The organism is Neobacillus sp. YX16 (assembly GCF_030123505.1).
GTDB lineage: Bacteria > Bacillota > Bacilli > Bacillales > Cytobacillaceae > Neobacillus.
In genome coordinates, this window is sequence record NZ_CP126115.1 from 4,905,356 (window position 1) to 4,932,302 (window position 26,947).

28 protein-coding genes and 1 other annotated feature are annotated in these 26,947 nt (G+C 38.6%); of the genes, 8 read left to right on the plus strand and 20 right to left on the minus strand.

Annotated features, from left to right (window positions below):
• Positions 1-80 precede the first annotated feature (80 nt).
• Positions 81-302 carry a DeoR family transcriptional regulator gene (locus QNH48_RS24245; RefSeq protein WP_063252171.1) on the plus strand — a complete coding sequence of 74 codons (222 nt, stop codon included), beginning with the start codon at positions 81-83 and terminating at the stop codon, positions 300-302.
• Between the two features lie 178 nt (positions 303-480).
• A complete protein-coding gene (locus QNH48_RS24250) occupies positions 481-1,815 on the plus strand; it encodes an amino acid permease (protein WP_283952334.1) in 1,335 nt (444 codons plus the stop codon).
• Between the two features lie 27 nt (positions 1,816-1,842).
• On the opposite strand, the gene QNH48_RS24255 is transcribed toward QNH48_RS24250, so the two are convergent.
• Both QNH48_RS24255 and speD read right to left on the minus strand, forming a co-directional pair.
• Positions 1,843-2,568, minus strand: a complete 726-nt coding sequence (locus QNH48_RS24255; RefSeq protein ID WP_283952335.1) for an AAA family ATPase — start codon at positions 2,566-2,568, stop codon at positions 1,843-1,845.
• A 148-nt stretch (positions 2,569-2,716) separates the two neighbouring features.
• Complete coding sequence (speD, locus tag QNH48_RS24260; protein ID WP_283952336.1) at positions 2,717-3,526, minus strand: adenosylmethionine decarboxylase; 810 nt, start codon at positions 3,524-3,526, stop codon at positions 2,717-2,719.
• A gap of 207 nt (positions 3,527-3,733) precedes the next feature.
• Between speD and QNH48_RS24265 the strand changes: the two genes are divergently transcribed.
• Positions 3,734-4,168, plus strand: coding sequence for a Dps family protein (locus QNH48_RS24265; RefSeq protein ID WP_283955876.1), 435 nt, complete (start codon positions 3,734-3,736; stop codon positions 4,166-4,168).
• Between the two features lie 39 nt (positions 4,169-4,207).
• Here the strand turns inward: QNH48_RS24265 and QNH48_RS24270 are convergent, their stop codons facing one another.
• Both QNH48_RS24270 and QNH48_RS24275 read right to left on the minus strand, forming a co-directional pair.
• Positions 4,208-4,927 (minus strand): pseudouridine synthase, encoded by a 720-nt coding sequence (locus QNH48_RS24270; protein WP_283952337.1) that lies wholly within the window; start codon positions 4,925-4,927, stop codon positions 4,208-4,210.
• A 27-nt stretch (positions 4,928-4,954) separates the two neighbouring features.
• On the minus strand, positions 4,955-6,577 hold the full coding sequence (locus tag QNH48_RS24275; RefSeq protein ID WP_283952338.1) for a putative polysaccharide biosynthesis protein: 1,623 nt from the start codon (positions 6,575-6,577) through the stop codon (positions 4,955-4,957).
• Positions 6,578-6,813: 236 nt separating this feature from the next.
• Here QNH48_RS24275 and QNH48_RS24280 point away from each other — a divergent pair, with 236 nt between their 5' ends.
• The gene (locus QNH48_RS24280) at positions 6,814-8,091 is read left to right on the plus strand and encodes a BaiN/RdsA family NAD(P)/FAD-dependent oxidoreductase (protein WP_283952339.1); all 1,278 of its coding nucleotides are present in this window, start codon (positions 6,814-6,816) and stop codon (positions 8,089-8,091) included.
• A gap of 8 nt (positions 8,092-8,099) precedes the next feature.
• Here QNH48_RS24280 and QNH48_RS24285 read toward each other — a convergent pair whose 3' ends face one another.
• From QNH48_RS24285 to QNH48_RS24300, 4 genes are all read right to left on the minus strand, one after another.
• The gene (locus tag QNH48_RS24285; protein ID WP_095250855.1) at positions 8,100-8,285 is read right to left on the minus strand and encodes a sporulation protein Cse60; all 186 of its coding nucleotides are present in this window, start codon (positions 8,283-8,285) and stop codon (positions 8,100-8,102) included.
• A gap of 97 nt (positions 8,286-8,382) precedes the next feature.
• Positions 8,383-8,688: a rhodanese-like domain-containing protein gene (locus QNH48_RS24290; protein ID WP_283952340.1), complete on the minus strand. Its 306-nt coding sequence runs from the start codon at positions 8,686-8,688 to the stop codon at positions 8,383-8,385.
• Between the two features lie 55 nt (positions 8,689-8,743).
• On the minus strand, positions 8,744-11,161 hold the full coding sequence (gene leuS, locus QNH48_RS24295; RefSeq protein ID WP_283952341.1) for a leucine--tRNA ligase: 2,418 nt from the start codon (positions 11,159-11,161) through the stop codon (positions 8,744-8,746).
• 216 nt (positions 11,162-11,377) lie between these two features.
• Positions 11,378-11,602, minus strand: a binding site (T-box leader).
• A 136-nt stretch (positions 11,603-11,738) separates the two neighbouring features.
• Complete coding sequence (locus QNH48_RS24300; RefSeq protein WP_283952342.1) at positions 11,739-12,926, minus strand: MDR family MFS transporter; 1,188 nt, start codon at positions 12,924-12,926, stop codon at positions 11,739-11,741.
• 172 nt (positions 12,927-13,098) lie between these two features.
• Between QNH48_RS24300 and QNH48_RS24305 the strand changes: the two genes are divergently transcribed.
• On the plus strand, positions 13,099-13,995 hold the full coding sequence (locus QNH48_RS24305) for a nuclease-related domain-containing protein (protein ID WP_283952343.1): 897 nt from the start codon (positions 13,099-13,101) through the stop codon (positions 13,993-13,995).
• 268 nt (positions 13,996-14,263) lie between these two features.
• Here the strand turns inward: QNH48_RS24305 and QNH48_RS24310 are convergent, their stop codons facing one another.
• The 8 genes from QNH48_RS24310 to QNH48_RS24345 all read right to left on the minus strand — a co-directional run bounded on the left by QNH48_RS24310 (position 14,264) and on the right by QNH48_RS24345 (position 18,982).
• On the minus strand, positions 14,264-14,395 hold the full coding sequence (locus QNH48_RS24310) for a hypothetical protein (RefSeq protein ID WP_283952344.1): 132 nt from the start codon (positions 14,393-14,395) through the stop codon (positions 14,264-14,266).
• Positions 14,395-14,544: a hypothetical protein gene (locus QNH48_RS24315; protein WP_283952345.1), complete on the minus strand. Its 150-nt coding sequence runs from the start codon at positions 14,542-14,544 to the stop codon at positions 14,395-14,397. Before QNH48_RS24315 ends, QNH48_RS24310 begins: the two co-directional genes overlap by 1 nt.
• A 161-nt stretch (positions 14,545-14,705) precedes the next feature.
• Positions 14,706-14,930 (minus strand): hypothetical protein, encoded by a 225-nt coding sequence (locus tag QNH48_RS24320; protein ID WP_283952346.1) that lies wholly within the window; start codon positions 14,928-14,930, stop codon positions 14,706-14,708.
• A gap of 234 nt (positions 14,931-15,164) precedes the next feature.
• Positions 15,165-16,625 (minus strand): ammonia-forming cytochrome c nitrite reductase subunit c552, encoded by a 1,461-nt coding sequence (locus QNH48_RS24325; RefSeq protein ID WP_283952347.1) that lies wholly within the window; start codon positions 16,623-16,625, stop codon positions 15,165-15,167.
• 2 nt (positions 16,626-16,627) lie between these two features.
• Complete coding sequence (locus QNH48_RS24330) at positions 16,628-17,152, minus strand: cytochrome c3 family protein (RefSeq protein WP_095250825.1); 525 nt, start codon at positions 17,150-17,152, stop codon at positions 16,628-16,630.
• Positions 17,153-17,248: 96 nt separating this feature from the next.
• Entirely contained in the window at positions 17,249-18,076 is an 828-nt protein-coding gene (locus tag QNH48_RS24335; protein WP_283952348.1) for a hypothetical protein, read from the minus strand.
• Positions 18,077-18,518: 442 nt separating this feature from the next.
• On the minus strand, positions 18,519-18,698 hold the full coding sequence (locus QNH48_RS24340; RefSeq protein ID WP_095252078.1) for a glycogen biosynthesis protein GlgD: 180 nt from the start codon (positions 18,696-18,698) through the stop codon (positions 18,519-18,521).
• Positions 18,695-18,982 carry a YtzC family protein gene (locus QNH48_RS24345; protein ID WP_133367606.1) on the minus strand — a complete coding sequence of 96 codons (288 nt, stop codon included), beginning with the start codon at positions 18,980-18,982 and terminating at the stop codon, positions 18,695-18,697. Before QNH48_RS24345 ends, QNH48_RS24340 begins: the two co-directional genes overlap by 4 nt.
• 393 nt (positions 18,983-19,375) lie before the next feature.
• On the opposite strand from QNH48_RS24345, the gene mnmL reads away from it, so the two are divergent.
• Both mnmL and mnmM read left to right on the plus strand, forming a co-directional pair.
• Positions 19,376-20,338, plus strand: a complete 963-nt coding sequence (mnmL, locus tag QNH48_RS24350) for a tRNA modification radical SAM protein MnmL/YtqA (protein WP_283952349.1) — start codon at positions 19,376-19,378, stop codon at positions 20,336-20,338.
• Positions 20,339-20,340: 2 nt separating this feature from the next.
• Complete coding sequence (mnmM, locus tag QNH48_RS24355; RefSeq protein ID WP_283952350.1) at positions 20,341-20,913, plus strand: tRNA 5-(aminomethyl)-2-thiouridylate-methyltransferase MnmM; 573 nt, start codon at positions 20,341-20,343, stop codon at positions 20,911-20,913.
• Between the two features lie 32 nt (positions 20,914-20,945).
• Here the strand turns inward: mnmM and QNH48_RS24360 are convergent, their stop codons facing one another.
• Both QNH48_RS24360 and QNH48_RS24365 read right to left on the minus strand, forming a co-directional pair.
• On the minus strand, positions 20,946-22,004 hold the full coding sequence (locus QNH48_RS24360; protein ID WP_481858435.1) for a tetraprenyl-beta-curcumene synthase family protein: 1,059 nt from the start codon (positions 22,002-22,004) through the stop codon (positions 20,946-20,948).
• Between the two features lie 36 nt (positions 22,005-22,040).
• A complete protein-coding gene (locus tag QNH48_RS24365) occupies positions 22,041-22,844 on the minus strand; it encodes an alpha/beta hydrolase (RefSeq protein WP_283952351.1) in 804 nt (267 codons plus the stop codon).
• 80 nt (positions 22,845-22,924) lie between these two features.
• Between QNH48_RS24365 and QNH48_RS24370 the strand changes: the two genes are divergently transcribed.
• The gene (locus QNH48_RS24370) at positions 22,925-23,437 is read left to right on the plus strand and encodes a gamma carbonic anhydrase (RefSeq protein ID WP_133367610.1); all 513 of its coding nucleotides are present in this window, start codon (positions 22,925-22,927) and stop codon (positions 23,435-23,437) included.
• Between the two features lie 49 nt (positions 23,438-23,486).
• On the opposite strand, the gene asnB is transcribed toward QNH48_RS24370, so the two are convergent.
• Both asnB and metK read right to left on the minus strand, forming a co-directional pair.
• Positions 23,487-25,379 carry an asparagine synthase (glutamine-hydrolyzing) gene (gene asnB, locus QNH48_RS24375; protein ID WP_283955877.1) on the minus strand — a complete coding sequence of 631 codons (1,893 nt, stop codon included), beginning with the start codon at positions 25,377-25,379 and terminating at the stop codon, positions 23,487-23,489.
• 202 nt (positions 25,380-25,581) lie between these two features.
• Positions 25,582-26,781, minus strand: a complete 1,200-nt coding sequence (gene metK, locus QNH48_RS24380; protein ID WP_283952352.1) for a methionine adenosyltransferase — start codon at positions 26,779-26,781, stop codon at positions 25,582-25,584.
• Between the last annotated feature and the right edge of the window lie 166 nt (positions 26,782-26,947).

Sequence of the window (26,947 nt, forward strand, 5' to 3'; positions counted from 1 at the left end):
AGAAAATTACATACTAATCAAAGAGGCTGTCGGTAGCAGGATATTGCCATAGGTTTGAAAAAAGGATAGGGAGTGGTTTTTTGAAACCTTCGACTAACCGGATGTTAAACCGCATCAAATGCATCTACATGTTTATTCGTAATAAAGGCACAGTCACGACGCAAGAACTTGTAGAGGAATTTGGTATCACTCCTCGCACCATACAACGAGATTTAAATGTCTTAGCCTATAATGACTTGGTAATAAGCCCAAGCCGCGGAAAATGGACGACAACACAAAAGAAAGTAAAGATGTCTTCGTAATATATGGATAAACAAACAATAAAAGCAAACAAGCACGCGAATATTTCGTGTGTTTGTTTGCTTTTTTTTATAAAATAAGGTTGAATATCTATTATTATATGATATATTAGTATAACGCTTTAGCGCTTAAAAGCGTTTATGCAAGTGAGTAATAATTTAATAATAAAGGCAGGACAACATGGAAAATAATCAGCATGAACTAAAAAAAGGATTACTGCCAAGGCATGTACAGTTTATTGCATTAGCTGGCATGATTGGCACAGGAATTTTTAAAGGTAGTTCAGATACGTTAAGTATTGCGGGACCTAGTGTTATCTTCACATATCTAATCGGCGGACTATTATTGTTCATTGTAATGGCTGCTTTAGGCGAGATGGCCATCGCTTTTCCTAATCACAATGTACAATTGCTTCTTTACAGAGCATTTGGATTTAAGCTTTCTTTTTTAACTGGTTGGCTTTATTGGATAAACTGGATCATTGTTATTATCGTTGAATTATTGGCAGCGGGAAGTTTTCTGCAATTTTGGTATCCTTCTATGCCACTTTGGTTTCTTAGTTTGATATGTGCAGCGGTTATTATTGCCATCAATTTATTCCCTGTAAAATATTATGGAGAACTCGAGTTTTGGTTTGCAGGAATTAAAATAATCGCATTAGTTGCTTTTATCATATTAGGTGCTTTCATTATTTTTGGTATTTTGCCAAGCAATATTGAGGAACCTCTAGCAAACTATACCGCGCATGGCGGGTTTTTCCCCCATGGAGTGAGCGGAATGCTTAGTGCCTTTTTAGTTGTTATGTTTTCTTATGGCGGGGCTGAGTTAATCGGGGTTGCCGTAACAGAGACTAAAGACGCAGAGCGAGTCATGCCAAGTATCATTAAAGGTGCAGTTTGGAGGGTAATAATTTTTTATATCTTCCCTATTTTAATTATTTGCGGTATTATGCCTTGGAATCAAGTTACTGGTCAAGACAGTCCATTCGTGCAGGTGTTTAACATTACTGGACTGCCAGGTGCAGCCCATGTAATGAATTTCATTCTATTAACTGCCGTACTTTCGGCTGCGAATTCGGGCATATATGCAACATCGAGAACACTATTTTCAATGGCAAAAAGCGGAGTAGCCCCTAAAGGATTGATGAAAACCTCTAGAAATGGAATACCCATCATTGGACTCATGATCACAACAATTTGTCTTTTAGTTGGTGTTTTCCTCGCTTACGTTAGTCCAAGCAATATCATCAGTTACCTTATGACCATCCCTGGTTTCACGATTATGATGGTTTGGATAGGGATTTGTTCAGCCCATTTAAAGCTGAGACCGCAGTATAAGGTTAAGCCTTCTTTTCAGGTTAAATGGTTTCCATTTACAACAGTCATCGCTATCTTAGCGTTAAGTCTAATCTTTATTGGGTTTATTTTAAATCCAAACAATTTAATTGGCTCAACCGTTTCCCTATTAATAGTTGGAATGCTAGTAGTCCTATCATTTATGGCTAAGAAAAAGTGATATCCGTTTTGGATATCACTTTTTTTGTTATTCATCCTCTTTAAAAAGCTCATGGAGAAATCTTTTTCTATTTTCCAAAAAATATTTTGTAATCGTATAATGGTCCGTATCTTCATAGCTGATTTTTGAAATTTGACCGTGGTCGAAGCTATAGATGTCTGCTTCTGGATACCCTAATAGAATTGGAGAATGAGTGGCGATGATGAACTGGGCATCTCCTTGTGTTTCAAGGTCATGGATGATTCTCAAGAGGGTTAATTGCCTTGCAGGAGATAATGCAGCCTCTGGTTCGTCTAACAGGTAAATAGCTTCCCCGCTAAATCGATTTAAAAATAGTGACAAAAAGGATTCTCCATGCGATTGTTGCAGCAACGATTTTCCACCATAATCCTTAAATCCATTCTCATCCACTTCATCAATATGGGTAGCAAAATGATAAAAAGATTCTGCACGTAAAAAGAAACCATTCGTTACTTTTGGCATCCAGGAGAGTCTAAGGTATTCAGTCAGTTCTGAATCAGATTCATAAACATCATAATTATTATTTCTACCGCCGCCCGCTGTGTTAAAGCCGCATTTGTCCGCTATTGCTTCTAATAAAGTAGATTTACCAGATCCATTTTCGCCTACAAAAAAGGTAACATTACTATTTAACCTGATTTCACTGAGGCTTGCAATTGATGGAATAGAAAAGGGATAGTGGTTAATGGTTGGAATTTTTTCTTTTAATAAAGAAACTTTTTTTAAAAACATAATACTCTCCTACTAGATAAAATCATTTCCTTTGAAAACCATTTTACACCATCGACACAAAAAAGCAGCCTTACTTTTTCGTAAGGCTGCTGCGAACTTTCTTTTTGGCTATGATTCGACATATGATAGCGATAAGTAATACAGTCATTTATTGCACAATATTTTTGCCATAAAAAATTTCGTCCATTTCCAGCTTTATTCTCTCGGTAATTTCAATTAGTTCTTCTGGATGTAAGGATTCTTTTTTATAGCCAAATAAATAGTTGTTTAAATCAAATTCCCGAAGCTTACATTTTGTATGAAAGATATTTTCTTGATACACATTTACGTCAATCATATCGAATAATTCGCCAACGTCCTCGGGAATATAATTTTGAATTGAGCTAATCTCATGATCGATAAATAATTTATATCCATCCTTATCTCTTGTAAAACCACGGACACGGTAATCAATCGTCATGACGTCTGTTTCAAACGAACGAATAAGATAATGCAGAGCTTTTAGTGGTGAAATTTCTCCGCAGGTTGATACATCAACGTCTGCCCTGAACGTACTAATTCCTTCATCCGGGTGATATTCAGGGTATGTATGAACCGTAATATGACTCTTATCTAGCTGCATGACGACCGATTCTGGCAGCGGTCCTGGTGACTCCTCAAAATGTTCTGAAGGGGCATTTTCAACAGGGCCCTCTGAGACAAGTAGCGTAACACTTGCACCTGCAGGTTCAAAATCTTGACTCGCTACATTTAACACATGTGCCCCAATAATGTCCGATACATGAGTTAATATCTTTTGTAATCTTTCGGCGCTGTATTGCTCATCAATATATTTTAAATACGCCTCACGCTCTTCCCTTGACCGGGTGTAACAAATATCGTACATATTAAAGCTTAACGATTTGGTCAAATTATTAAAACCATGTAATTCGATGGTTTCCTTTGGTGTCAGTTTCAAGTTGCTTCCCCCTTTGGATTTTCAGGAATGCGGGACAGTGTAGTAAATATTTTTAGATTACCCATTTTCATTAATTGTTACTTATTTTTATTAAAGACATTTAAATTCGTTATTTATAATAATTATAATTTAATATTTACTTTTATATAATATGTGTTATAATTAATTTAGATAAGAAATTAGGAGGAATGAACAATGACGCAAACAATGACACTAGAACAAGTGATGAATCAACAACTCGCAAACTGGAATGTACTATACACAAAACTACATCGATTCCACTGGTATGTAAAAGGACCACACTTCTTTACCTTACATGCAAAATTTGAAGAATTGTACGAAGAAGCTGCAGGAGCAATCGATGAAGTAGCTGAGCGATTATTAATTGTGGGTGGGATGCCCATTTCAACACTAAAGGAATACATCCAATATGCCACTATTGAAGAAACCTCTGAGAATTTAACAGCAGAAGAAATGGTGCAAACCATTGTAAATGATTACTCCCAGATTATTTCGGAATTAAATAGCGGTAAAGCAGCAGCAGAACAGGTGAATGACGAGGTAACGAGTGATATGTTTACTGAGTTTATTGAAAAACTAAGCAAGCATAATTGGATGTTAACATCCTTCCTACAAGCTTAGAATAAAATAGGACAAGGCATTTGCCTTGTCCTATTGCTATTATACTACTTGGTATAACTTTAATAATTCTACTTCTTCATCGGTTAGTTCCCGGTATTCTCCAAGCTCGAGCGTTTCGTCTAATGGCAATGGCCCCATGGAAATCCGTTTCAAGTAAATGACCTTTTTTCCAACAGCTTCGAACATTCTTTTCACTTGATGGAACTTTCCCTCTGTTATCGTCAGCTCAATGTCGGAACGAATGCCAGACTTTAAAATTTTTAACTCTCCTGGTTTTGCTCCGTACCCATCATCAAGGGTAACTCCCTCTGCAAATGCCTTTACGTCTTCATGTGTTACTTCCTGGTCTATCACCGCAAAATAGGTCTTTGGAACATGTTTCTTAGGTGACAACAACCGATGGGCTAATTGGCCATCATTTGTAATTAGCAACAAACCTTCTGTATCCTTGTCCAACCTTCCGACTGGGAATGGCTCATAAACCTGGTCTTCGAGTTCCAGTAAGTCAATTACTGTTTCCCCAGCACTGTCCTCAGTAGCTGACAATACTCCTTGAGGTTTGTTCATCATTAAGTAGATAAACTCTCTATATTCAATGACTTCCCCATTTAACGTAACAGTTTGTTTGTTTGTATCTACGTGCTGTTTTGCATCCTTCACGATTACATCATCAATTTTGACTGCACCGCTTTTTAGAAGCTGCTTCACTTCTTTTCGGCTGCCATAGCCAAGATTAGCTAGCATTTTATCAATTCTCAAAGCCTGATCCTCCTTCATTTTTAGGAGTTAATTCGTTAATCTTAATTTCCGCTTTAGACGGTCAACCCTGTCACCAAATAGTCTGTTTACAAGTCCGGATTTTAATCCTAAGTAAAAATAGATTACCGCTCCAATCGCTGCGCAAACGAAAATAATTAAAAATGACTGAAACTTAGATGCTGGAGATAGAAATAACAAGAGCAGCTGATAAACCATTTCCGTCCCTGCCCACATGATTCCAGCAAAAATAACGATTAACAAGCTCCTTCTCCAAACAAATAAGAATGGGTATTTTGCATAATTCTTTATAACCACTAATTGAATCAATATGGCTCCGATGTATCCAAGCGCCGTTGCGTACACCGCACCTTTTGTTTCAAACATAGTAATTAGGGAAATATTCAGCGACAATTTAATCAGTAATCCTACTAACAAACTTAATACTGTCCATCGTTGTTCATTAATTCCCTGCAGAATGGAACTCGTTACTAAAAATAATGAAAAAAGAATTCCAACTGGTGCATAGGCTTTTAGTACTTCATATCCAATCTCCTTGTGCTCATAAAAAACAGTGTAGATTGGCTCTGCTAATAGAGAAAGCCCGATTGCCGCAGGCAGTGTTAAGAACAATAACACTTGAAACGTCTGATTTAATTGCTGTTTAAGCCCTTTCCGATCATTATCCACAAAAGCCTTTGTGATACTTGGAACAAGAGCCAGCGAGAACCCTGTCGCAAGGGAAACAGGGATAATAACGATTTTATGTGATTCGAAATTTAGGATGGAGAATGCTGCTTCGGCTGCTTTATAACTATGACCAATATCCTGCATTGCCCGTGAAAAGGTAACTTGGTCAATCGCTTGAAATAATGGATTAGCAATCCCAACAAATACAAAAGGAGCTGCATAGACAAGGATTTCCTTATAAATTTCTCTTAACGAAACCTGTACTTCCCCTTTATCATGTTGGAGCAGCTGGTCTAAGTGTGGTTTCCGTTTATACCAATACCAAAATAATACCACCAGACTCCCAATTGCCCCAACAAACGCGGCAAAGGTTGCCACACTTACAGCCGTTACAATACTTCCATTTAAAAAGTTTATGACGATATAGGCTCCTGCAAGCGTGAAGGCAATCCGAACAATCTGCTCCACTACTTGTGAAACAGCGGACGGTCCCATCGATTGATGTCCTTGAAAGAATCCTCTAATTAAACTCATGAACGGAATAACAATCAAGGCAAAACTTACAGCGCGGATAACCGTAATAATATCCTTTGCCCTTGAGCCGACATCCTCTTTTTTGGTGATAATCATGTCAGCTATAAGCGGTGCTGACAAATACAGTATTAAAAAAGAAACAATACCAGTCAATAGCATCATGACTAGTCCAGATTTAAACAATTTACGGCCAACCGCATATTCTTCGAGTGCATTATATTTTGAAATGAATTTTGAAACGGCAAGCGGCACTCCGGCCGTGGCAATACTTATAAAAATTGTGTAGGGTATGTATGAATATTGATACAATGCTGTTCCTTCTGAACCTACAATTTGATAAAAGGGTATAACATATAGTAAGCCAAGAACCTTGGATATAATCGTACCCAATGTTAAAATAAATGTTCCTCTTATAAGCTTAGACGACATAAAATTAGAATCCCTTCCTAGTGAAGAAAAAGTTTGTGCGCATGTGAGCAAAGTTTATAACGGCTATTTTTGCACACTATTAGTAGTTTACATCTTCTTGAACTCCGATGCTACTAACAACCTTGCAAATTTTTTAAATAAGTTAATGTTTCGTTTTCTTTTCAATCTTAGTGTTTATAATGGAATAATGAGTTGAAAATTCATTTTTATCGAATATATATAAAGTTGGTGGAAGTATGATATACGATGTTGTTGTTATTGGAGGCGGACCTTCAGGTTTAATGGCCGCGATTGCTGCTGGTGAAAAGGGATTAAAGGTCCTGCTAATTGATAAAGGAGACAAGCTTGGCAGGAAGCTCGCCATTTCTGGCGGCGGCCGCTGTAATGTTACCAATCGACTCCCTATTGAGGAAATTATCAAGCACTTACCTGGTAACGGGAAATTTTTATACAGTGCCTTTTCTATTTTTAGTAATGAAGATATTATTAAGTTCTTTGAAAAGTTAGGAATTGAGTTAAAGGAGGAAGACCACGGCCGGATGTTCCCTGTATCTAATAAAGCACAATCTGTCGTGGATGCCCTATTAGATCAATTAGAGAAGCTAAAGGTCAAAGTATACACAAATAGCCCAGTAGCAGACCTTACTTATAAAGAAGGACATGTATCTTCCGTGATATTAAAAAACGGCACTGAAATTGAAACAAAATCTATTGTCATTGCAGTCGGGGGTAAATCTGTTCCCCATACAGGCTCAACTGGAGATGGCTATGCATGGGCCAAGAAAGCCGGGCATACCATTACAGAACTGTTTCCGACTGAGGTGCCTGTCACCTCAAATGAACCTTTTATCAAAAACAAATCACTTCAAGGTCTATCATTAAGAGATATTGAGCTAAGTGTTTTGAATCCAAAAGGAAAAGCCATAATTTCACATAGGATGGATATGATTTTTACCCATTTTGGGCTCAGTGGTCCCGCTGTCCTTCGCTGTAGTCAATTTGTTGTTAAAGCCATGAAAAAGTGGAAACTAAATGAGGTTTCGATGGGCTTAGATGTAATACCCGATAAAAAGGAAGAAGATTTTTTTCAAGAAATTGTGAAACTGGTTAAAAGCGAGCCAAAAAAAAGCATTAAAAATACCTTAAAAGGACTTGTTCCTGAACGTTATCTTTTGTTTCTATTAGAACAGAATGATATTGATCCTTCCGAACAGGGTGCAACGATTTCCAATGAAAAAATTCGTACCTTTGTGAAAAGCTGCAAGCAATTCTTAATTAAAGTAAATGGTACTTTAGCGCTGGAGAAAGCATTTGTAACTGGCGGCGGTGTTTCAGTTAAAGAAATTGAACCGCAGACAATGGCATCAAAATTGATGGAGGGCCTCTACTTTTGTGGCGAAATTCTTGATGTTCATGGGTATACCGGTGGATATAATATTACTTCAGCGTTAGTTACGGGGAGACTGGCAGGAACTAATGCTGCACTTACCGCTAAAAAACAATATCAGGCCTAATATTCTTATTAGGCCCGATAGATTATCATCGCAGAAAAACAATAGATTTGCTCTTCTTCCTCATCCTCTGTTATGGCAGCTACATTATACTTAATATCCATTAACTGCTTTTCATCAATTCCTTTTAAAAAGCGGTTCATTTCCTTTTCTAGATCCTTTTCATGCTCACGGTCAAATAACTTTACCTGAATCATATGAATCTCCCTTTCTGTTTTTATTTTCATTATTTCCATCTTTTCAGAAAATTAAAAATAAAGAGTATAAAAAAAAACGATTCCGCTTTGGAATCGTTTATTTTGTTTCCCCCGTCCATTCAAGCATGCCGCCAATCATATTGCGAACCTTGTATCCTTGGTCCTGAAGATAATAGCATACATTTTCACTTCTTCGGCTAGAACGGCAAATAAAGATATATTCTTTTTCCTTATCAAAATAATCAAGGTTAGCAGGAATTTCACCCATGCGGATATGCTTTGCACCAGGTATCATTCCTTGCTCCACCTCTTCGTATTCCCTGACATCAACAAGCTCAAGTTTTTCCCCCTGCTCGAGCTTTTTCTGTAATTCTTCCGGTGTAATAATTTGAATCTCTTCCATCTTTTCCACCCCTATATTAGGATTCCCCCTCGTAAAAGGGGGGTGTTCCTTCGTATTAATTGGCTACAATATTAACAAGTTTACCAGGAACGGTAATGACTTTGCGAATGGTTTTCCCTTCGATCTGTTCCTTTACTCGATCATCATCCATTGCAATACCTTCTAATGCTTCTTTACTAGCGTCTGTTGGTACTTTAAGCTTCGTCTTTACTTTTCCGTTCACTTGGATAACAATTTCAACTTCATCATCAACTAATTTAGCTTCATCATATGCTGGCCAAGTTTCGTATGAAATAGTACCGCTGAAACCAAGTTTCTCCCAAAGTTCTTCCGCAACATGCGGGGCAACTGGGGCAAGCATTTTAACAAACCCTTCCATATAATGCTTTGGAAGAACAGTTGATTTATAAGCTTCATTAATAAACACCATCATTTGTGAAATCGCGGTATTAAATCTCAAGCCCTCGTAATCCTCTGTGACCTTTTTCACGGTTTGGTGATATACCTTTTCTAAATTCGAGGCTTCTTCGTTCTCTTGAATTTTTGGATTTAACTCTCCATTTTCCTCCACCATCAAGCGCCAGATACGATCTAAGAAACGACGAGATCCATCAAGACCATTTGTAGACCAGGCAATGGAAGCATCAAGTGGTCCCATGAACATTTCATACAAGCGCAGTGTATCGGCACCATGACTTTCAACGATATCATCAGGATTTACAACATTTCCTTTTGACTTACTCATTTTTTCATTGTTTTCACCTAAAATCATTCCTTGGTTGAAAAGTTTTTGGAATGGTTCTTTAGTTGCTACAACTCCGATATCATAAAGAACTTTATGCCAGAAACGAGCGTAAAGTAAGTGAAGAACAGCATGCTCCGCTCCGCCAATATATACGTCAACTGGAAGCCAGTGATCTAATTTTTCTTTTGAAGCGAGTGCTTGATCATTTTTCGGATCAATATAGCGTAAATAATACCAGCAGCTGCCTGCCCATTGCGGCATAGTATTTGTTTCACGACGACCCTTCTTGCCTGTTGCTGGATCAACAACATTCACCCAATCCTCAATTACAGCAAGAGGTGATTCTCCCGTTCCAGAAGGTTTGATGTTGGTCGTTTTCGGTAAGGTTAATGGAAGCTGATCTTCTGGTACTGCTGTCATCGTGCCATCTTCCCAATGGATAATTGGAATCGGCTCACCCCAATAACGCTGGCGGCTGAACAGCCAATCACGTAAACGGAAGGTTACTTTTTTCGTACCAATTCCCTTTTCTTCCAACCAAGAAATCATCTTAGTAATACCTTCTTCTTTATTTAAGCCATTTAAGAAGTCAGAATTGATATGTTCACCATCACCTGTGTAAGGCTCAACTTCAACATCACCGCCTGCAACCACTGCTTTAATTGGAAGATTAAATTGCTTCGCAAATTCATAGTCGCGCTCATCATGCGCAGGTACGGCCATGATTGCTCCAGTACCATAGCTTACTAATACATAATCCGCAATCCAGATTGGCATTTTCTCACCATTTACTGGGTTAATTGCATATGCTCCAGTAAAGACACCAGTTTTTTCTTTTGCAAGATCGGTACGTTCAAGGTCACTCTTTGTTTTAACTTTATTTAAATAAGCCTCAACTGCTTCTCGTTGCTCTAACGTTGTAATCTTATTAACAAATGAATGTTCAGGAGCAAGCACTGCATACGTAGCACCAAACAGCGTATCAGGACGAGTCGTAAACACAGTGAAAGTTTCATCATGTCCATCAATAGCAAAGGTTACTTCAGCACCTTCCGAACGGCCGATCCAGTTGCGTTGCATTTCTTTAAGGCTCTCTGGCCAGTCAAGTTCTTCTAAGTCCTCAAGTAAACGGTCACCATAGGCAGTAATTTTTAACATCCACTGCTTCATTGGACGGCGTTCAACCGGATGCCCTCCGCGTTCACTCTTACCATCAATTACTTCTTCGTTTGCCAATACTGTGCCAAGTGCCGGGCACCAGTTAACAGCTACTTCATCAATATAAGCAAGACCCTTTTCCCATAGCTTTAGGAAAATCCATTGCGTCCATTTATAGTACTCTTGATCGGTTGTATTTACTTCTCGATCCCAGTCATATGAAAAACCTAATGATTTAATCTGTCTGCGGAACGTGTTAATATTCTTCTCTGTGAACTCTGCAGGATCATTTCCAGTATCCAAAGCATATTGCTCAGCAGGTAAACCGAATGCATCCCAGCCCATTGGATGTAACACATTGTATCCCTGCATTCTCTTTAAACGTGCAAGAATATCTGTAGCGGTATAGCCTTCAGGGTGACCAACATGTAGTCCTGCTCCCGATGGATACGGAAACATATCTAATGCGTAGAATTTTGGTTTATCAAATTCTTCACTCGTTTTAAATGTTTTTTCTTCTTCCCATTTCTTCTGCCACTTTTTCTCGATATGCTGATGATTGAAACTCATTGTCTATTCCTCCTAAAAAAATAGGCTCTGTTAAACTTGGCTGTTGATTTGTGCTCCAGGCGGTTCGGGAAGCCTCCTCGGCGCTAAAGCGCCCTCGGGGTCTCCCCTGTACCGTCCTCCTGCAGGAGTCTTGCGCCTTCCGCACAAATCAACAGAGTGCCAAAATCAATAATAAGCTTTAACATAGCCAAAAAAATAAAAAAACCCCTCATCCCAAAAAGGGACGAGAGGATTGTCTATGTATCTTCCCGCGGTACCACCCACATTAGTGTTGTAAACACTCGCTTCATTCACCCTTAACGCGGAATACGGCAAACATTACTATTCTTTCATGTTTGCAACTCATAGGCGAGTTCATGATGTACCCGGTTGACTTCCACCAGCCGTCAACTCTCTAATAAACGGGTATCATTCATTACTACTCCTACTCACTGTCATTAAATATAAAAAGTATTACGGTTATTGTATTAAATTTCCCAACAGTATGCAAGTAACATTCACCTAAATCAGTTTGACCAAAAAAATATTTTTTAAACATAATAAACCCGGCCTCAGAATAAGAAGCAGGTAAAAATAACTACGATAGTTTTACGTTTAATTTCTTTTCAGTTTGTAAGATACGGTCATAGGCTAGTGTTGTGACAATCGCAATAATGAATAATCCAATTAAAACATAGAACAATACGGACATACTATAGACGTCAACGAGAATTCCACCTAATAGCGGACCAATCATTCTTCCTCCCGTGGCGGTACTATTAACAATCCCTTGATAAAACCCTTCCCGCCCCTTTGGCGCTAAATCAAAGGCAATGGTTGGAACCGCTGGCCAAATAAACATTTCGCCAATAGTTAAAATGATCATTGCTACTAGGAATCCAGAAAATGCATTAGCGTTTCCTGCAATCAAGAAGGAAACAGTAAAAATCCCAATCCCAATCAGTATTTGAACCTTTAGGGTTGCAGCCATATGTTTCAGCACACCATTTAAAAGCGGTTGTCCAAGGACAATGATGGCCCCATTTATTGACCACAATAAGCTGTATTGAGTTAGTGAAATATTGATATCCTGGGTATAAGTAGCAATGGTTGTTTGCCATTGAACATACGCCACCCAGCAGAGTAAATATCCGATACATAGTATTAATATTGCGTACAAATTCTTTCTGCCTGTTTGAGATAAGGGCTCACTTATTTCATTCACTTGTATTGCTGGTTTACTAGAGATGCCTTTATAACCAAATACTGCAATGAGCATAAAGATTCCATACATAATCGTATTGGCAAGGAAAATATATTCAAAGGAGTAGTCAGCTACGATACCGCCAAGTGAAGCTCCTATTGCCACTCCGAGGTTTTGGGCAACGTAAATAGCATTAAAAGCTTTGCGTCCGCCTTCTTTCCAAACAGAGCCCGCCATGGCATACATGGAAGGAAAAATGATCCCCGTTCCGAAACCGATAATAATTTGAAAAATAATGTATGCTGGCCATCCATGCCAGAAGGTTAATCCTATAAGTGCAGAAAGCGTAATACTAATTCCTAAAATAATTGATTTATAGCCGCCTATCTTATCAAATAGGCTGCCGCCATACAGATTTCCAATAACGCTTGCTGCCGAGTTTAGCATTAAAACAACACCAGCAATCGATAAAGACTTTCCTAAATGATCGTGAATATAGATAGTATTTAAAGGCCATAAAAAAGAAGAGCCAGTAACATTCACTGCCATCCCAATAATCAGTAGCCATAAGGCACGTGGCATGAAAAACGCTCCTTTACAATAACAATAACAAGTTCCAAAAATATATTTTAAGCCCATTCAAGTTTCCTGGCAATCTTTTTCTTTATACGGTTTACCTATTAATCTTGTATTATTGGATAATTTTTTATAAAATGAAATTATAGTTTTTTAAAATAATATTAGGACGTGAGATATGATTATCCAACAGCGGCCAGAACCTTTAGAATTAATAATTTCCTGCTTTTTAGTTGAACGGCTTGTGTTACCAGAGAATCATATTACCTCTAATGAAAAAGGCTACGAAGGGGAGTTGAGGAGTGACAAATGGTTAGAAAACCTCACCGACAATTGGCTCGTGTTACATGGATTATTATTAGAAAATCACGGGTCTAGGTTTCAAATCGATACGTTAATTATTGCACACGAAAAGATTTACATTTTAGATGTGAAAAATTACGAAGGTGACTACTACCTCGAAGATGATAAATGGTTTACCAAAACCAATTCCAATCTCAAAAACCCACTGCACCAGCTGATAAGATGTGAAACGCTGCTTCGAAAATTACTCCTAGAACTTGGTTACAATTATCCGATTGAAACCTATCTAATCTTTAATAACCCCGAGTTTCATCTATACACGACTACAACTAATCCATCCATTGTTTTTCCAGCACAACTAAATCGCTTTTTGAAAATACTAAACACACATCCTTTAAAACTAAATTCAAAGCATCTGAAATTAGCAAACCAATTAGCTTCTCTTCATATAGTTGAATCTCCTTATACGCGATTACCTCCTTACACGTTTGAACAAATAAAAAAGGGACTCTTATGCCCGGATTGTCGTACAGTTTTTCTAGAAGTTGGTAATGGTATATTTATTTGCGGACATTGTGGATGTAGGGAAAGCGTAGATGCCGCTCTAATGAGGAATGTGAAGGAATATAGAATGCTTTTTCCTGATCGAAAAATCACTACAAAGCATATCTTTGAATGGTGTGGTTATGTTTTATCTAAAAAGACTATTCGAAGGATTTTATTAATGCACTATAGACTAATTGGACACGGTGTATCTTCTCACTATATCTAACCTATAGGTTTTATATTAAAAGAAGCGGTTAGCCGAATTTTTCAGGTTAACTGCTTCTTTGTTTTCCCTAATAACCTTCTACTTGTCATCAGACAGTGGCTCTGGTTTCCGCTCAACCTCTTTTTCTTTTTTCACGGGCATCAGAGAACGGCTTTGATTCCCGCTTAACCCCTTTTTCCTTCTTCACGGGCATCAGACAGCGAGTCTGATGCCCGCTCAACTCCTTTTTCCTTCTTCACGGGCATCAGACGACGGATCTGATGCCCGCTCAACTCCTTTTTCCTTCTTCACGGGCATCAGATGACGGATCTGATTCCCGCTCAACCCTTTTTCCTTCTTCACGGGCATCAGACAGCGCTCTGGTTCCCGCTTCAACCCCTTCTCCCTTCTTCACGGGCATCAGACAGCGCCAGCTGCTCTGGTTCCCGCTCTACCTCGTTTTCCATCTCCACGGGCATCAGACAGCGGATCTGGTTCCCGCTCTACCTTTTTTCCATCTCCACGGGTCTCAGACAGCCGCTCTGGTTCCCACTCTACTTCTTTCTCCATCTCCACGGGCATCAGACAGCCGCTCTGGTTCCCACTCTACCTCTTTCTCCATCTCCACGGGCATCAGACAGATACTTTGACTCCCGCACCACCCGATTTTTTCTTCTCCACAGTAACCAATCCCACAAAATAAAAAGCCCTTCATAAAAGGACTTTTGTACTTATCTTTTTTTCTTTTTCGCTAGGTCTGCTGCTGTTAGCTTATTTTTAACTACTACTTTTTCTACCGTAATCTGTACATGGACATGTTTGTCATCAATCTGATTAACATCAGTGACCTTCCCTTTGCGACCTTTAACGGTAATCATTTCACCGACGGCTGGAACACTTCCAAGAAGCTGATTTAATAGTTCTATCTTGTTTTCAAAAAAATGAACAACATACATATTCCTCACCTATTTCATATTGGATTCTTCCTTATAAAATATTTGATTCTCACCATTTTTAGACCAATACCAGATAAGTTTAATTGACAGCTAGACACGATTTAGTCACAATAATAACAAGAAAACACTGTCTCCAAAAAGAGAAACAGTGTTTTCTTCAAAACCATTATGGACTCTTTTCCAACACTTCTTAATCCTTCTTAGCGGGACGATTAGGAAGATAGTCGAAAGGGTCTATTTTTTTACTGCTGGCACTACTGGCTGCTGTGCAGGGAAGTAGTTGTTTATGGCTTGATCCTTTTTCTTCTCGTTTACGGTTTCAGCTTTTACAGCAGTCTTCGCTTTCTCAATCTCAGAATTAACCTCTTCGATGCTGACACCTTTTTTCACTATCTCTTCTGTTGCAAGGCGAATAGCATTGTTGGATTGTACAACTGACTCTCTTAAGGAATCCATTGAACCTTGTGGATTGTGGAAACCTGAGGAGTTTTCAGCAGCAACAATATCCCAGAACCATTGACCTTTACGGACAAATTCTTGAGCCTGTTTGATCTTATCTTGGCCGACTCCAGAAGTAATCATCTTATTAATATAATAGTGAGCGGTCGTTGAAATATCCTGTGCTTCATGTAATGCACTTACGTTTGCATCTTGGATTTCAATAACACGATCTTTTAATTTGTCTAAATCTCTATCTCCATGACACTGTCCGCAAGATGTATCCATCGTTTTAAGCGGTGAAGTCCAATAGTGTGAAGTAATTTTCCTTTTTCCATCTACACGCTCATATGGCATATGACAGTCCGCACAGGAAACATTTGCCTTACCATGTGTACCGCTAGCATGTGTTTCAAATTCAGGGTGCTGTGCTTTTAACATTGGGGCTCCTGAAATATTATGAACCCAGTCTTTTTCAAAGCCTTCTTCTTTAGCAATCGTATTATAGTATTCATACATTTCTTCAGGCTTAAATCCATTGTTCCATGGGAAGGTTACTTCACTATTATCCGCTGCGAAGTGGTACTCCACATGACACTGTCCGCAAACATAGCTTCGCATATCGTTTTTCGTTGGGTTGGAAGTATCAACTCCCTGAGCTTCTAAAGCCTTATAAAAGCTTGGACGTGTAACGCGTAAGTCCATTGTTTCGGGATCATGGCAGTCAGAGCATCCAATAGGTGAGTGTCCCATTGCTTCCCCTTTTGGCCAAATGTCTTTATTAAAATTGGCTCCCCAATAATCGTCACCCATTTCTTCAATCATTTGAGGTACTGCAGTTGATTTACAAGTATAACAAGAACCTACTGATTTGTCGGTAATACGCTTTACATCACGAATATCTTCAAGAGCATACACATGCCCGCGGTCCTCATTATATTCAGTGGCAAATCCATAGCCGTTAAAAAGCACTGGAAGTAAAGGTTCCTTATCAGGATCGTATTTACTGCGCTTTACAGAACCATTGTATTTTGTATCTTCCATTTTTTCATTTTTCATGTAGCTGTTATATTGAAGTGGAAATAATTCTTTAAAGGCCTCATTGCTTATTTCATCTTTAGAAAGGCCTGTTGTACCCTTTGCTTCCTTAGCACTTGCCGTTTTTTCACTTGCACCGTCACTGGAGTTGCTGCAGCCAGTAATGATGAGGACAAATACTAGTAGAAGGAGGGATGCCCCATAGCGGAACCTATTCATGCTTAAAATCCTCCCTTATTCTTTAATAGTTCACCGGACTTAGGTGGCTGATGGTAACTATCATCTTTAAAATCGCTTCCATGCGGTACTGTTTGGTGACATGACATACAGTTTTCCTTAGCGTCATGTGAGACATTATCAACTGTGCTCTTATGACACTCCGCACAGTTTTGATTGATGACTCTTAATGTTCGTGTCGTCGCATAGATTCTATCTGGTATATCTTCGGTACCTAGTGTGTTGTAGAAAATATGTGTCATCCCGGCGCGGCCTTTAAAAAATAACTTTCCGACCTCACTCTCATGTGGCAAATGGCAGTCGTTACACTGCAATTCTGCATGAGTCGAATCCACAAATGACGTATACACAGACTTCATTGTATGACAGTTTTGACAAAAACCTGGTGAATCTAAGTAAGCCATTGTCTTGACTGTTCCGAATGAAAAGAGTACGCCAGCGATAAGAGCACCTAAAATTAATACCCTTTTATCAATTGCCAGCAATTTTTTAAACCCTCTTTTTAACATTCTTTCACCTCCCATAATATAAATATTTCTCTCTAATTTATTGAATAAAGTACGTGAGCACTTTATTGCCAAAAGGAATGGTCTTGCAAGCTGTCTCTAATCTCGTTTTCTTTTCATGAAGAAGGCAAATGCGCCTGCAGCTATTAAACCTATGCCACTAACTGCTGCGATTGAAAGGATAGCTGGACTTTCTTTATTTTCCACAGTGTCACTCGGTTGTTGCTCTTGTTTCTCCATCATCTCGATAGTAGGCGTCGTTTCAGCTCGTTCATACGTAAGAGTAAAACGTTTCTCTTCTCCGGCTTTTAAACCTTGAAAGAAATACGAGTGAACTCCCTTTTCATCGCCATGAGTGTTTTTCTCTTCTGGTGCTGGATCAAGTACTAACTTTTCTGCCTTTAGGGGCTCTATGAATGAAACATTGAATAAGCCAATATCCGTAAAACTTTTAAATTGGTATGGCAAGTTTTTCTTTTCATTTTCAACAATTATGTTATCTGTATAAAATTCAATAACGAATTTATAGACATCATTGGGTTGAATTTCCCCACTCGTTGTCCAGGAAATTGTTCCTTTTTCTTGATTTAGTATGTACTCTATTTCATACACCTTCGATAAGTCGCTTGAATAATCAGCAACATAGCCAATACGGAAGTTTTTATCTTCTACGGGAAGTGGGATTTCAATTTGCCCTTTTTGTGGCTGTTCAGAAAGATTGCGCATTGTTCCTTGGTAGCCGATTAGTAATGGCGGATGCTCTTTTTTTACATCATTTGGATGGTAGGCAAATTCAGGCATTACTTTTATTGAAAGTTCTTCCATACTCAAGATGTTTTGGTTTTCTTCTGCTGCGATTATTAAAGGGTTTAATAGCAGCAGTAAACATAGGAGAAAATTTATGTTAATTAGCAATTTTTTCATCATTCTTATTTCCCTTCTGTTTGTGAATAATTTGTGAATGCATTCACAATGAATCCTAAAAAAAATATATATTGCGGAATTTCTTATCTTATTTATCCCAAATTAGCCAAACTCATTCTGTGACCAAAATCACAAAAACATATTGAGTTATTTCTAATTTGTGAACTGGAATTTTACCTTATTTTCATGGTGTTATTAGGATTTTATTGAATAGGCGGCTGTGTTAACTAGGCTGTTGATTTACGCTCCAGGCGCTATGCTTTCCGCGGGCTCGCCCGTGAGCCTCCTTACAGCTTCGCTCCTGCGGGGTCTCACTCAACTCGTTCATCCCGCAGGAGTCAAGCGCCTTCCGCTCCAATCAACAGGTTCTAAAATCAACAGTATTCATTAACACAGCCATTAAATAAAAAGACCTTCAACTAATGTCGAAGGCCAAATAAGTGTATTAAGATGATTGATTTTTTTCTTGATGAAATTTTGATTTGACAGGTTGACCACCTGATTTTTCATATTGCTTTTTTGCTTGTTTTACTAGATCGAAATCCTGACCTAACTCGAGATCTTGATTATTGCTTCCATTTCTTGTCTTTTGTTCAGGGTTGTTTTTTTTCGAGCGCTTTTTCAAGTTAGGTTTCCTCCTGTATAAGTCTGCCCTTCTAATATCAAGGTGTTTTGAAGCTGCTGTATTTGTAATCTCATACGATGGAGTTGGTCCCGCTGCTGAGAATTCGCACTATGGGCCATTTTTGCAATATCCTGATAGGTTTGTTCAAGATCCTGTAAGGCCTTTGTATAGTCATCATTATTGTAATGCTCTTGTATGCTGCTCGTTTCAAACTGTTCTTTCGCATAGCGGATTGTATCCTCACATTGCTGCATTAATGTGTCCATTGAAGCACGTGTAGCCATCTAAGGACCCCCTTTTTTTTGGTGACACAAAAATCCTAACCCTAATGTCTTGAAGCTCAGGGCTTCATCTCTTATTTTGTTCTCTCTCACTTTTCCTATTACAACTTACCATTGATAATTAATACCAAATTAGAAAAGCGGAGGCGCCTTGTCCACGGAAAAAAGCAGTTCATTTTTCCCGGGGGCGACAGGCATAAGGCGAGCCGGCAGGAAGGTTGCGCTCTTTAACCTTCTTGACGGATTGACTTATGACCGAGGAAAAAGTGATTTTTCTTTTTCCACCGAGCCCCTAGGCGCTGGAACTAGATCAAATACAATTATTACAAATGGATAAGCCCTTCTTTTCATGTTAAAATGTAAGTTATGTTAAAAAATAAAAAGGAGGTTTCTGAATTGACTCAGGCCAACCCTTTTCCATATGCTACAGACGATAAACGTTATCATACATGGAATTATCACCTTCGCCAGCAATTTGGCCATAAAGTTTTTAAAGTTGCTTTAGATGGCGGTTTCGATTGCCCAAACCGTGATGGTACGGTTGCTCACGGCGGTTGTACTTTTTGCAGTGCTGCTGGTTCTGGTGATTTTGCCGGTGACCGAACTGAGAGCCTAGAAACACAATTTCTTGATATCAAGGAAAAAATGCATACGAAATGGAAAGATGGAAAGTACATGGCCTACTTTCAAGCCTATACGAATACTCATGCACCGGTTGAGGTTCTCCGTGAAAAGTTTGAAAGTGTTCTCAAACAGGAGGGTGTCGTTGGATTATCGATTGCTACCCGCCCAGATTGTCTCCCAGATGATGTCGTTGAATATCTAGCTGACTTAAACAAAAGAACGTATCTATGGGTTGAACTTGGCTTGCAAACGGTACATGAACGGACAGCCTTATTAATCAATCGTGCTCACGATTTCCAATGTTATGTCGAAGGTGTAAATAAGCTTAGAAAACATGGAATCCGGATTTGCTCTCACCTTATCAATGGATTACCGCTTGAATCGTATGAAATGATGATGGAAACTGCAAGGGAAGTTGCAAAGCTTGATGTCCAAGGAATTAAAATTCATTTGCTTCATTTACTAAAAGGAACTCCAATGGTTAAACAGTATGAAAAAGGAATGCTGAAGTTTCTTTCACAAGAGGACTATGTCAATTTAGTATGTGACCAATTAGAAATTTTACCGCCGGAAATGATTGTTCATCGAATTACGGGTGATGGACCGATTGATTTAATGGTAGGACCGATGTGGAGTGTCAATAAGTGGGAAGTACTTAATTCCATTGATGCCGAGTTTAAAAGAAGAAACAGCTATCAGGGAAAATATTATCAAGAGAACACCGTGAGGAACTAATTATGAAGCTTGAGCGTATCCTTCCCTTCGCGAAGAAATTACTTGAAAAAGCTATTACTAGCGGTGCAGTAGTTGTTGACGCTACATTGGGAAATGGTCATGATACAGTTTTTCTAGCCGATCTTGTTGGTGAAAACGGTAGAGTGTATGGATTTGATGTCCAGGAAGAGGCCATTCTTACCAGTACGGAAAGACTGAAGGAACATGGTCTGGCTGATCGAGTCACTACTTTTCATGCAGGTCACGAACAGCTTTACAAGCTAATCCCTGACCAACATCATGGCAAGGTAACGGCAGCGATTTTTAACTTAGGGTATTTACCTGGCAGTGATAAAGCAATTGTAACAAAACCAGAAACCACCATATCTGCAATACAACAATTGCTTGAGATAATGGTTTCAGAAGGAATCATTATTCTTGTGATTTATCACGGTCACACCGAGGGTGCAGTTGAGCGCGACGCTTTATTGGCGTATTGTCAGGAGATTGATCAAAAGAAAGCTCATGTCATAAAGTATCAGTTTATCAATCAACAAAATAATCCTCCTTTTATCATTGCAATAGAAAAAAGATAAACCAGGCTGCTTTTGCCTGGTTTATCTTTTTTTTACGAAAGTCTTGTAAACAATGAGGGAATCCATTTTTGTACGGAACGATAGGCAAGTCCATTAATATAGAAGAAATAGCTAATAATACCGCCAGTCTTAATGATTCCTTTAGCTAACTTCCGAATATTCTTCTGTTTGCGAACCTTTCCATCCGATAAATAAATCCCTAATAATCCTCGGTTAATAAGCTGGTGGAATTTTTTATGCGGCAGGAATTCCGTATGTCTGTCTGCTTCACTGACAAAATGTTTTAACCGTTTAAAAAGTGTCTCTGGGTTTTCATAATAAAAACAAAAATTCAAGTCGCCGCCTTCTCGATCTTCTTCTTGGTCGATAAAATAATCTAATAAAATATGTAGCCCTTGTATGTATGGAAAATATCCTTTCCGAATATTTTCTGCATCCTCCGAACGAAAATCTTCTCTCATTGCATAAGAAATAAGACAGAATATCCCCAAAGTGGAACCAGAGCAGGCAGAAAACTCGTACCATTCCATCTCTGGCAGGTTACTTTGATGGTCTGCAAACCACTTTTCCAGCCTAGGTACACGTTCTTCTTGAATCACATGCTTGTGGATTTGCAGGTTACAATAATATTCGCATAGCTCCAAAAGGTAATCTTTTATTAAGGGATAGTGTTCTAGTTCATTTAATACTGACCTGCACGTTTTAGCTAAATCATTTAAATAGCCGCCATCGTTCTGATCCACACGAAACCGATAATAATTTCTAGGCTCGCTTCCAAGTGTAAGGGCATCTCGCATGGATTCGTGAAGGGCAGCAAAATCCTTTGGATCAAGCGATGTACTCCGATCACAAAGATTATCTAAGTAATCGCTAATGGTCTGATAAGCGACAATAAATTTCACTGCTTTTTTATACTCATTATTCGCGGATAGAGCAAGAATACCTCCGCCTTCACAGTGAAAGGTTTTATGTTCAATACTAGCAAGAGCTTGTGTTCTAAGCTCCTGGTTAGGGATGCTTTCTGCTCGGGACCTCCAGTAACCAAGTTCTTGATGGACTGCTGGAATAATGCGGCGGTATACATTCGACATGAGTCTGATTGGCATCATGGAGATATCTTCCCTTTCTTAAACAATATAACCGATTGCTTTTAATTGACTGATGACAAAATCTTTAGCGTATTCAAATATATCTTCCCGTTCTGGTTCATTAAAAATTTCATGATAAAGCTTTGGCCATTCCTTAAACCTTTTTTCTGATAAAGGTGCATGGTTGAACCAGTCCTTAACAGGAGATTTATTAACAATTTTATCGTCGCCGGCTTGCATAACAAGCATTGGCACATCCTTGGTGCCTTCAATGGACAGAAATGCCTCTTTCACGGCCCCAACTAATTCTCGGTACCATCTAACTGAGACTTTTGTGATGTAAAGAGTATCACCTGCATCTGCCTCAATAACATCTTGATTTCTTGTTGCCATTTCAACATTTATGCCAGAGTTCATTCGTAAAGAAGGGAAAACCACATTTATTCCATGTGAAAGCAAATCTAAAATCTTTGGCGGTTTATGTGTTAAGCCCAAGCATGGTGACGAGAGAATCACTCCTGCCAAATTTAATCGTTCTTCCTGCAATAGACGAATTGTAATTAAGCCTCCCATACTATGTCCTAATAAAAAAATAGGCAACTCATAACGATAGGCTGCTTTAATCCAATCCTTTACTTCACTTAAATACTCTTCAAAAGAATCTATATGGCCCCTGCGGAATCTTGTTGTCATACCCTGCCCAGGAAGATCACCCATAATGACATGAAATCCGGACTTGCGCCACATTTCAATGAGCCAGCCGTAACGCCGATGATGTTCCATCGCACCATGAACCATCACAATCACAGCCTTCGCTTCCCCTTCTGCTTCCCACTTCCACATAGTTTTTCCCCCTAGAAAAAATTTCTATTTAGTATAATATTAAAGTTAATATGTATTTCAGTCAAAAAGGAGCGACTCTGATGATTTATCCCTACAAAGGAAAGTATCCAAAAATTGCAGATTCTGCATTCATTGCAGATTTTACCACTATTACAGGTGATGTTGAAATAGGCGAGGAATCAAGTGTTTGGTTTAACTCTGTTATTAGAGGAGATGTTGCGCCTACTGTTATCGGAAAGAAAGTTAATATTCAAGACAACTCTGTTCTGCACCAAAGCCCGAATAATCCATTGATATTAGAAGATGATGTCACCATTGGTCATCAGGTAATTCTCCATAGTTGTATTATTCGTAAAAAAGCGTTAATCGGCATGGGATCGATTATTCTAGATCAGGCCGAAATTGGAGAAGGAGCATTTATAGGTGCAGGCAGTCTCGTGCCACAAGGTAAAAAGATCCCTCCTAATACCTTAGCATTTGGCAGACCTGCAAAAGTTATTAGAGAATTAAATGAACATGACATTAGTGAAATGAACAGGATTTATACAGAATATGCAGAAAAAGCCCAGTATTATAAGTCCTTACAAAAATAAAAAGATTGAAAGCACCCATAAATTTTTTATGGGTGCTTTCCTTCATATCTTAATGTTTCATTGTCTGCAGTTCTTTTTGACCTGAAAAGGAATACTTTCCTTCTATATATACTTGATGCCAAATCATAAAAATAAGAACGGTCCAGATTTTACGGCTGTTATCCGCTTTTCCTTGGCAATGATCCTCAAGAAGGTTTAAAACATAAGCTTTATTGAATAAATGATCTGTATTGCTTTCACGAATAATGGTTTTTGCCCACTCATTCATTTCATTCTTTAGCCAATGACGAATTGGCACTGGGAAACCAAGCTTCTTACGGTTTAATACATGCTCAGGAACAATTCCTTCCGCAGCTTTTCGCAAGATATACTTTGTCGTACCATTAGCCGTTTTCAAGCTCGTTGGTATTTTGGACGCAGCTTCAAACACCTCTTTATCCAAAAATGGAACACGAAGCTCTAATGAATGCGCCATCGTCATTTTATCAGCTTTCAAAAGGATATCCCCGCGCATCCATGTATGAATATCAATGTATTGCATACGATCAACAGGATCATAACTTTTTGATTCTGTATAGAGTGGTTTAGTAATATCGGTGAAATGCAAGCCTTCACGATAAACAGACAGCAATTCTCTTTTTTCTTCCTCAGTGAACATTTTCGCGTTGCCTATATAGCGTTCTTCCATAGGAGTTACACCACGTTCAATAAAGCTTTTCCCCTTCATTCCCTCAGGCATTATGTTCGCAATCCCTTTTAATAATATTTTTCCTGCTCTTGGGATTTTATTAAACATTTCTAAATCCTGTGGTTCACGGTAAATATTGTAACCGCCAAATAATTCATCCGCACCTTCACCAGAAAGAACGACTGTTACATGCTTCCTCGCTTCACGAGCTACAAAGTAAAGCGGGATGCAAGCAGGGTCTGCAAGGGGATCATCCATATGCCACATGATTTTCGGAAGTTCATTCATGTATTCCTGTGGTGTTATGACATAGCTGATATTTTCTACACCTAACTTTTCTGCTGTTTCTTTTGCTACATCGATTTCACTGAATCCCTGATGCTCGAAACCAACTGAAAACGTCTTAATTGCTGGGTGAAATTGTTTTGCAATGGATGCAATAATAGAAGAATCTATTCCGCCTGAAAGGAAAGAACCGACAGGAACATCACTTCTCATATGCATTTTTACTGAATCGATTAGCACATCTTGAATTTCTTTAATAAAATCTGACTCTGGTTTTTGTATCGGATTAAAATGCGCTTTCCAATATCTTTTGATTTCCATTGGCGAGCCAATCTTCTTTGTAAAATAATGTCCTGGCTCTAACTTATGAATACCTTTAGACATTGTATTTGGCTCAGGGACAAACTGATAAGTCAAATAGTACTGAAGTGAATCATAGTCTAAAACATCATTTTCAAGGGCTAATAGGATACTCTTTTTCTCGGAAGCAAAGAATGTTCTCTCTCCATCTACAAAATAAAAGTATGGTTTAATCCCAAATGGGTCCCTGGCACCGAATAATGTTTGTTCTTGTTTATCCCAAATGGTAAAAGCAAACATACCACGCAGTTTTTCTACAGCTTTTTCTTTTAAATGACTGTAAAGAGCAATAATGACTTCAGTATCCGAATTTGTGGCAAACTGTAAGCCCTCTTTGAGCAATTCTTCACGAAGTTCTACGTAGTTGTAAACCTCACCGTTAAAAATTATCCAATAACGCTCATTTTCATATGTTAATGGCTGATGTCCACATTCGATATCAATAATACTTAAACGGCGAAAACCAAATTGAATATGATCATCATAAAAAAAGCCATCATCATCAGGTCCACGATGGGTAATAATATCGTTCATATTTTTGAATAGTTGTTTTTGTTCATCACGATAGTTTTGTTCCTTGTCGTGTACACAACCAATAAAACCACACATTATGTACGTCACCTACTCCAATCTAAATATCCAATCTAAAAAACATACTCTCTTATCCTACCACTATTCATACAAAAATGTCAGTGTGAAAGGTAGGAAAATTCAGGTACCTACAGTTTTTACATAATTAGTTTGACCTAAACTTAGACGTTAATATAACAAAGGGAGTTACATGTATAATGTAACTCCCGCTAACTACTTCTTAAAGATTCGCTTGTTGAAGCAATGTGTCTGCTTTGTCTGTGCGCTCCCAAGGAAGGTCAACATCTGTACGGCCAAAATGACCATATGCAGCAGTTTGTTTGTAGATTGGGCGGCGAAGATCCAACATCTTAATGATTCCAGCAGGACGAAGGTCAAAGTTTGTACCTACAAGTTCAACTAATACTTCTTCGCTCACTTTGCCTGTACCAAAGGTATCAACAGCAATTGAAACCGGTCTTGCTACACCAATTGCATAGGCAAGTTGAACTTCAACTTTATCAGCAAGTCCTGCTGCTACTATATTCTTAGCAACATAACGTGCTGCATAGGCTGCAGAACGGTCAACCTTTGTTGGATCCTTACCGGAGAAAGCACCTCCGCCATGACGAGCATATCCGCCATATGTATCAACAATGATTTTACGACCTGTTAAACCAGCATCCCCTTGAGGTCCGCCAATAACGAAACGTCCTGTTGGGTTGATAAAGTATTTTGTATTTTCATCGATTAATTCCTTAGGTACCACTGGATTAATAACATATTCCTTCAAGTTACGTTGGATTTGCTCCAATGTTACCTCCGGATTATGCTGAGTTGAGATAACAATCGTATCAATACGAACAGGCTTATCATTTTCATCATACTCAACTGTTACTTGAGTCTTTCCATCGGGGCGAAGATACTCAAGAACTTTATCTTTTCTAACCTCTGTTAACTTACGAGCAAGCTTATGTGCAAGAGAGATTGGAAGAGGCATAAGCTCAGCCGTTTCATTACAAGCAAAACCAAACATTAAACCTTGGTCTCCTGCCCCAATTGCTTCGATTTCTTCATCTGACATTAGTCCTTCACGTGCCTCAAGTGCCTGATCAACACCCATTGCGATGTCAGGACTTTGTTCACCAATTGAGGTTAATACTGCACAGGTCTCAGAATCAAAACCATATTTAGCACGATCGTAACCGATACCTTTAACCGTTTCACGAACGATTTTTGGGATATCAACGTAAGTAGATGTAGTAATTTCCCCTGCAACTAAAACTAATCCAGTTGTTACAGAAGTTTCACAAGCAACCCGAGCATTTGCATCCTTTGCTAAAATTGCATCTAAAATTGAATCAGAGATTTGGTCACAGATTTTATCTGGATGACCTTCCGTTACTGATTCAGAAGTGAACAAACGACGTTTTGTTGACATCTGATTTCCTCCTATATTATAAGATAAATCAAGGTTCATATGAAGGTTACAGGAATACTTCTTGAACCACTGACATTGATACGGTACTCATTCCCTTAGTATGAAATAAACAAAGGATAATTATTAGCAACTCTTTAAATAAAAGGTCTTATACAAATCAAAAAAC

Excerpts from the sequence above, each read along its gene's own strand:
- QNH48_RS24250 (WP_283952334.1), top strand. The coding sequence starts at position 481 with ATGGAAAATAATCAGCATGAACTAAAAAAAGGATTACTGCCAAGGCAT.
- QNH48_RS24255 (WP_283952335.1), bottom strand. The coding sequence starts at position 2,568 with ATGTTTTTAAAAAAAGTTTCTTTATTAAAAGAAAAAATTCCAACCATT.
- QNH48_RS24265 (WP_283955876.1), top strand. The coding sequence starts at position 3,734 with ATGACACTAGAACAAGTGATGAATCAACAACTCGCAAACTGGAATGTA.
- QNH48_RS24275 (WP_283952338.1), bottom strand. The coding sequence starts at position 6,577 with ATGTCGTCTAAGCTTATAAGAGGAACATTTATTTTAACATTGGGTACG.
- QNH48_RS24280 (WP_283952339.1), top strand. The coding sequence starts at position 6,814 with ATGATATACGATGTTGTTGTTATTGGAGGCGGACCTTCAGGTTTAATG.
- QNH48_RS24285 (WP_095250855.1), bottom strand. The coding sequence starts at position 8,285 with ATGATTCAGGTAAAGTTATTTGACCGTGAGCATGAAAAGGATCTAGAA.
- QNH48_RS24290 (WP_283952340.1), bottom strand. The coding sequence starts at position 8,688 with ATGGAAGAGATTCAAATTATTACACCGGAAGAATTACAGAAAAAGCTC.
- leuS (WP_283952341.1), bottom strand. The coding sequence starts at position 11,161 with ATGAGTTTCAATCATCAGCATATCGAGAAAAAGTGGCAGAAGAAATGG.
- QNH48_RS24300 (WP_283952342.1), bottom strand. The coding sequence starts at position 12,926 with ATGCCACGTGCCTTATGGCTACTGATTATTGGGATGGCAGTGAATGTT.
- QNH48_RS24305 (WP_283952343.1), top strand. The coding sequence starts at position 13,099 with ATGATTATCCAACAGCGGCCAGAACCTTTAGAATTAATAATTTCCTGC.
- QNH48_RS24310 (WP_283952344.1), bottom strand. The coding sequence starts at position 14,395 with ATGCCCGTGAAGAAGGGAGAAGGGGTTGAAGCGGGAACCAGAGCGCTG.
- QNH48_RS24315 (WP_283952345.1), bottom strand. The coding sequence starts at position 14,544 with ATGGAGAAAGAAGTAGAGTGGGAACCAGAGCGGCTGTCTGAGACCCGT.
- QNH48_RS24320 (WP_283952346.1), bottom strand. The coding sequence starts at position 14,930 with ATGTATGTTGTTCATTTTTTTGAAAACAAGATAGAACTATTAAATCAG.
- QNH48_RS24325 (WP_283952347.1), bottom strand. The coding sequence starts at position 16,625 with ATGAATAGGTTCCGCTATGGGGCATCCCTCCTTCTACTAGTATTTGTC.
- QNH48_RS24330 (WP_095250825.1), bottom strand. The coding sequence starts at position 17,152 with ATGTTAAAAAGAGGGTTTAAAAAATTGCTGGCAATTGATAAAAGGGTA.
- QNH48_RS24335 (WP_283952348.1), bottom strand. The coding sequence starts at position 18,076 with ATGATGAAAAAATTGCTAATTAACATAAATTTTCTCCTATGTTTACTG.
- QNH48_RS24345 (WP_133367606.1), bottom strand. The coding sequence starts at position 18,982 with ATGGCTACACGTGCTTCAATGGACACATTAATGCAGCAATGTGAGGAT.
- mnmM (WP_283952350.1), top strand. The coding sequence starts at position 20,341 with ATGAAGCTTGAGCGTATCCTTCCCTTCGCGAAGAAATTACTTGAAAAA.
- QNH48_RS24360 (WP_481858435.1), bottom strand. The coding sequence starts at position 22,004 with ATGTCGAATGTATACCGCCGCATTATTCCAGCAGTCCATCAAGAACTT.
- QNH48_RS24365 (WP_283952351.1), bottom strand. The coding sequence starts at position 22,844 with ATGTGGAAGTGGGAAGCAGAAGGGGAAGCGAAGGCTGTGATTGTGATG.
- QNH48_RS24370 (WP_133367610.1), top strand. The coding sequence starts at position 22,925 with ATGATTTATCCCTACAAAGGAAAGTATCCAAAAATTGCAGATTCTGCA.
- asnB (WP_283955877.1), bottom strand. The coding sequence starts at position 25,379 with ATGTGTGGTTTTATTGGTTGTGTACACGACAAGGAACAAAACTATCGT.
- metK (WP_283952352.1), bottom strand. The coding sequence starts at position 26,781 with ATGTCAACAAAACGTCGTTTGTTCACTTCTGAATCAGTAACGGAAGGT.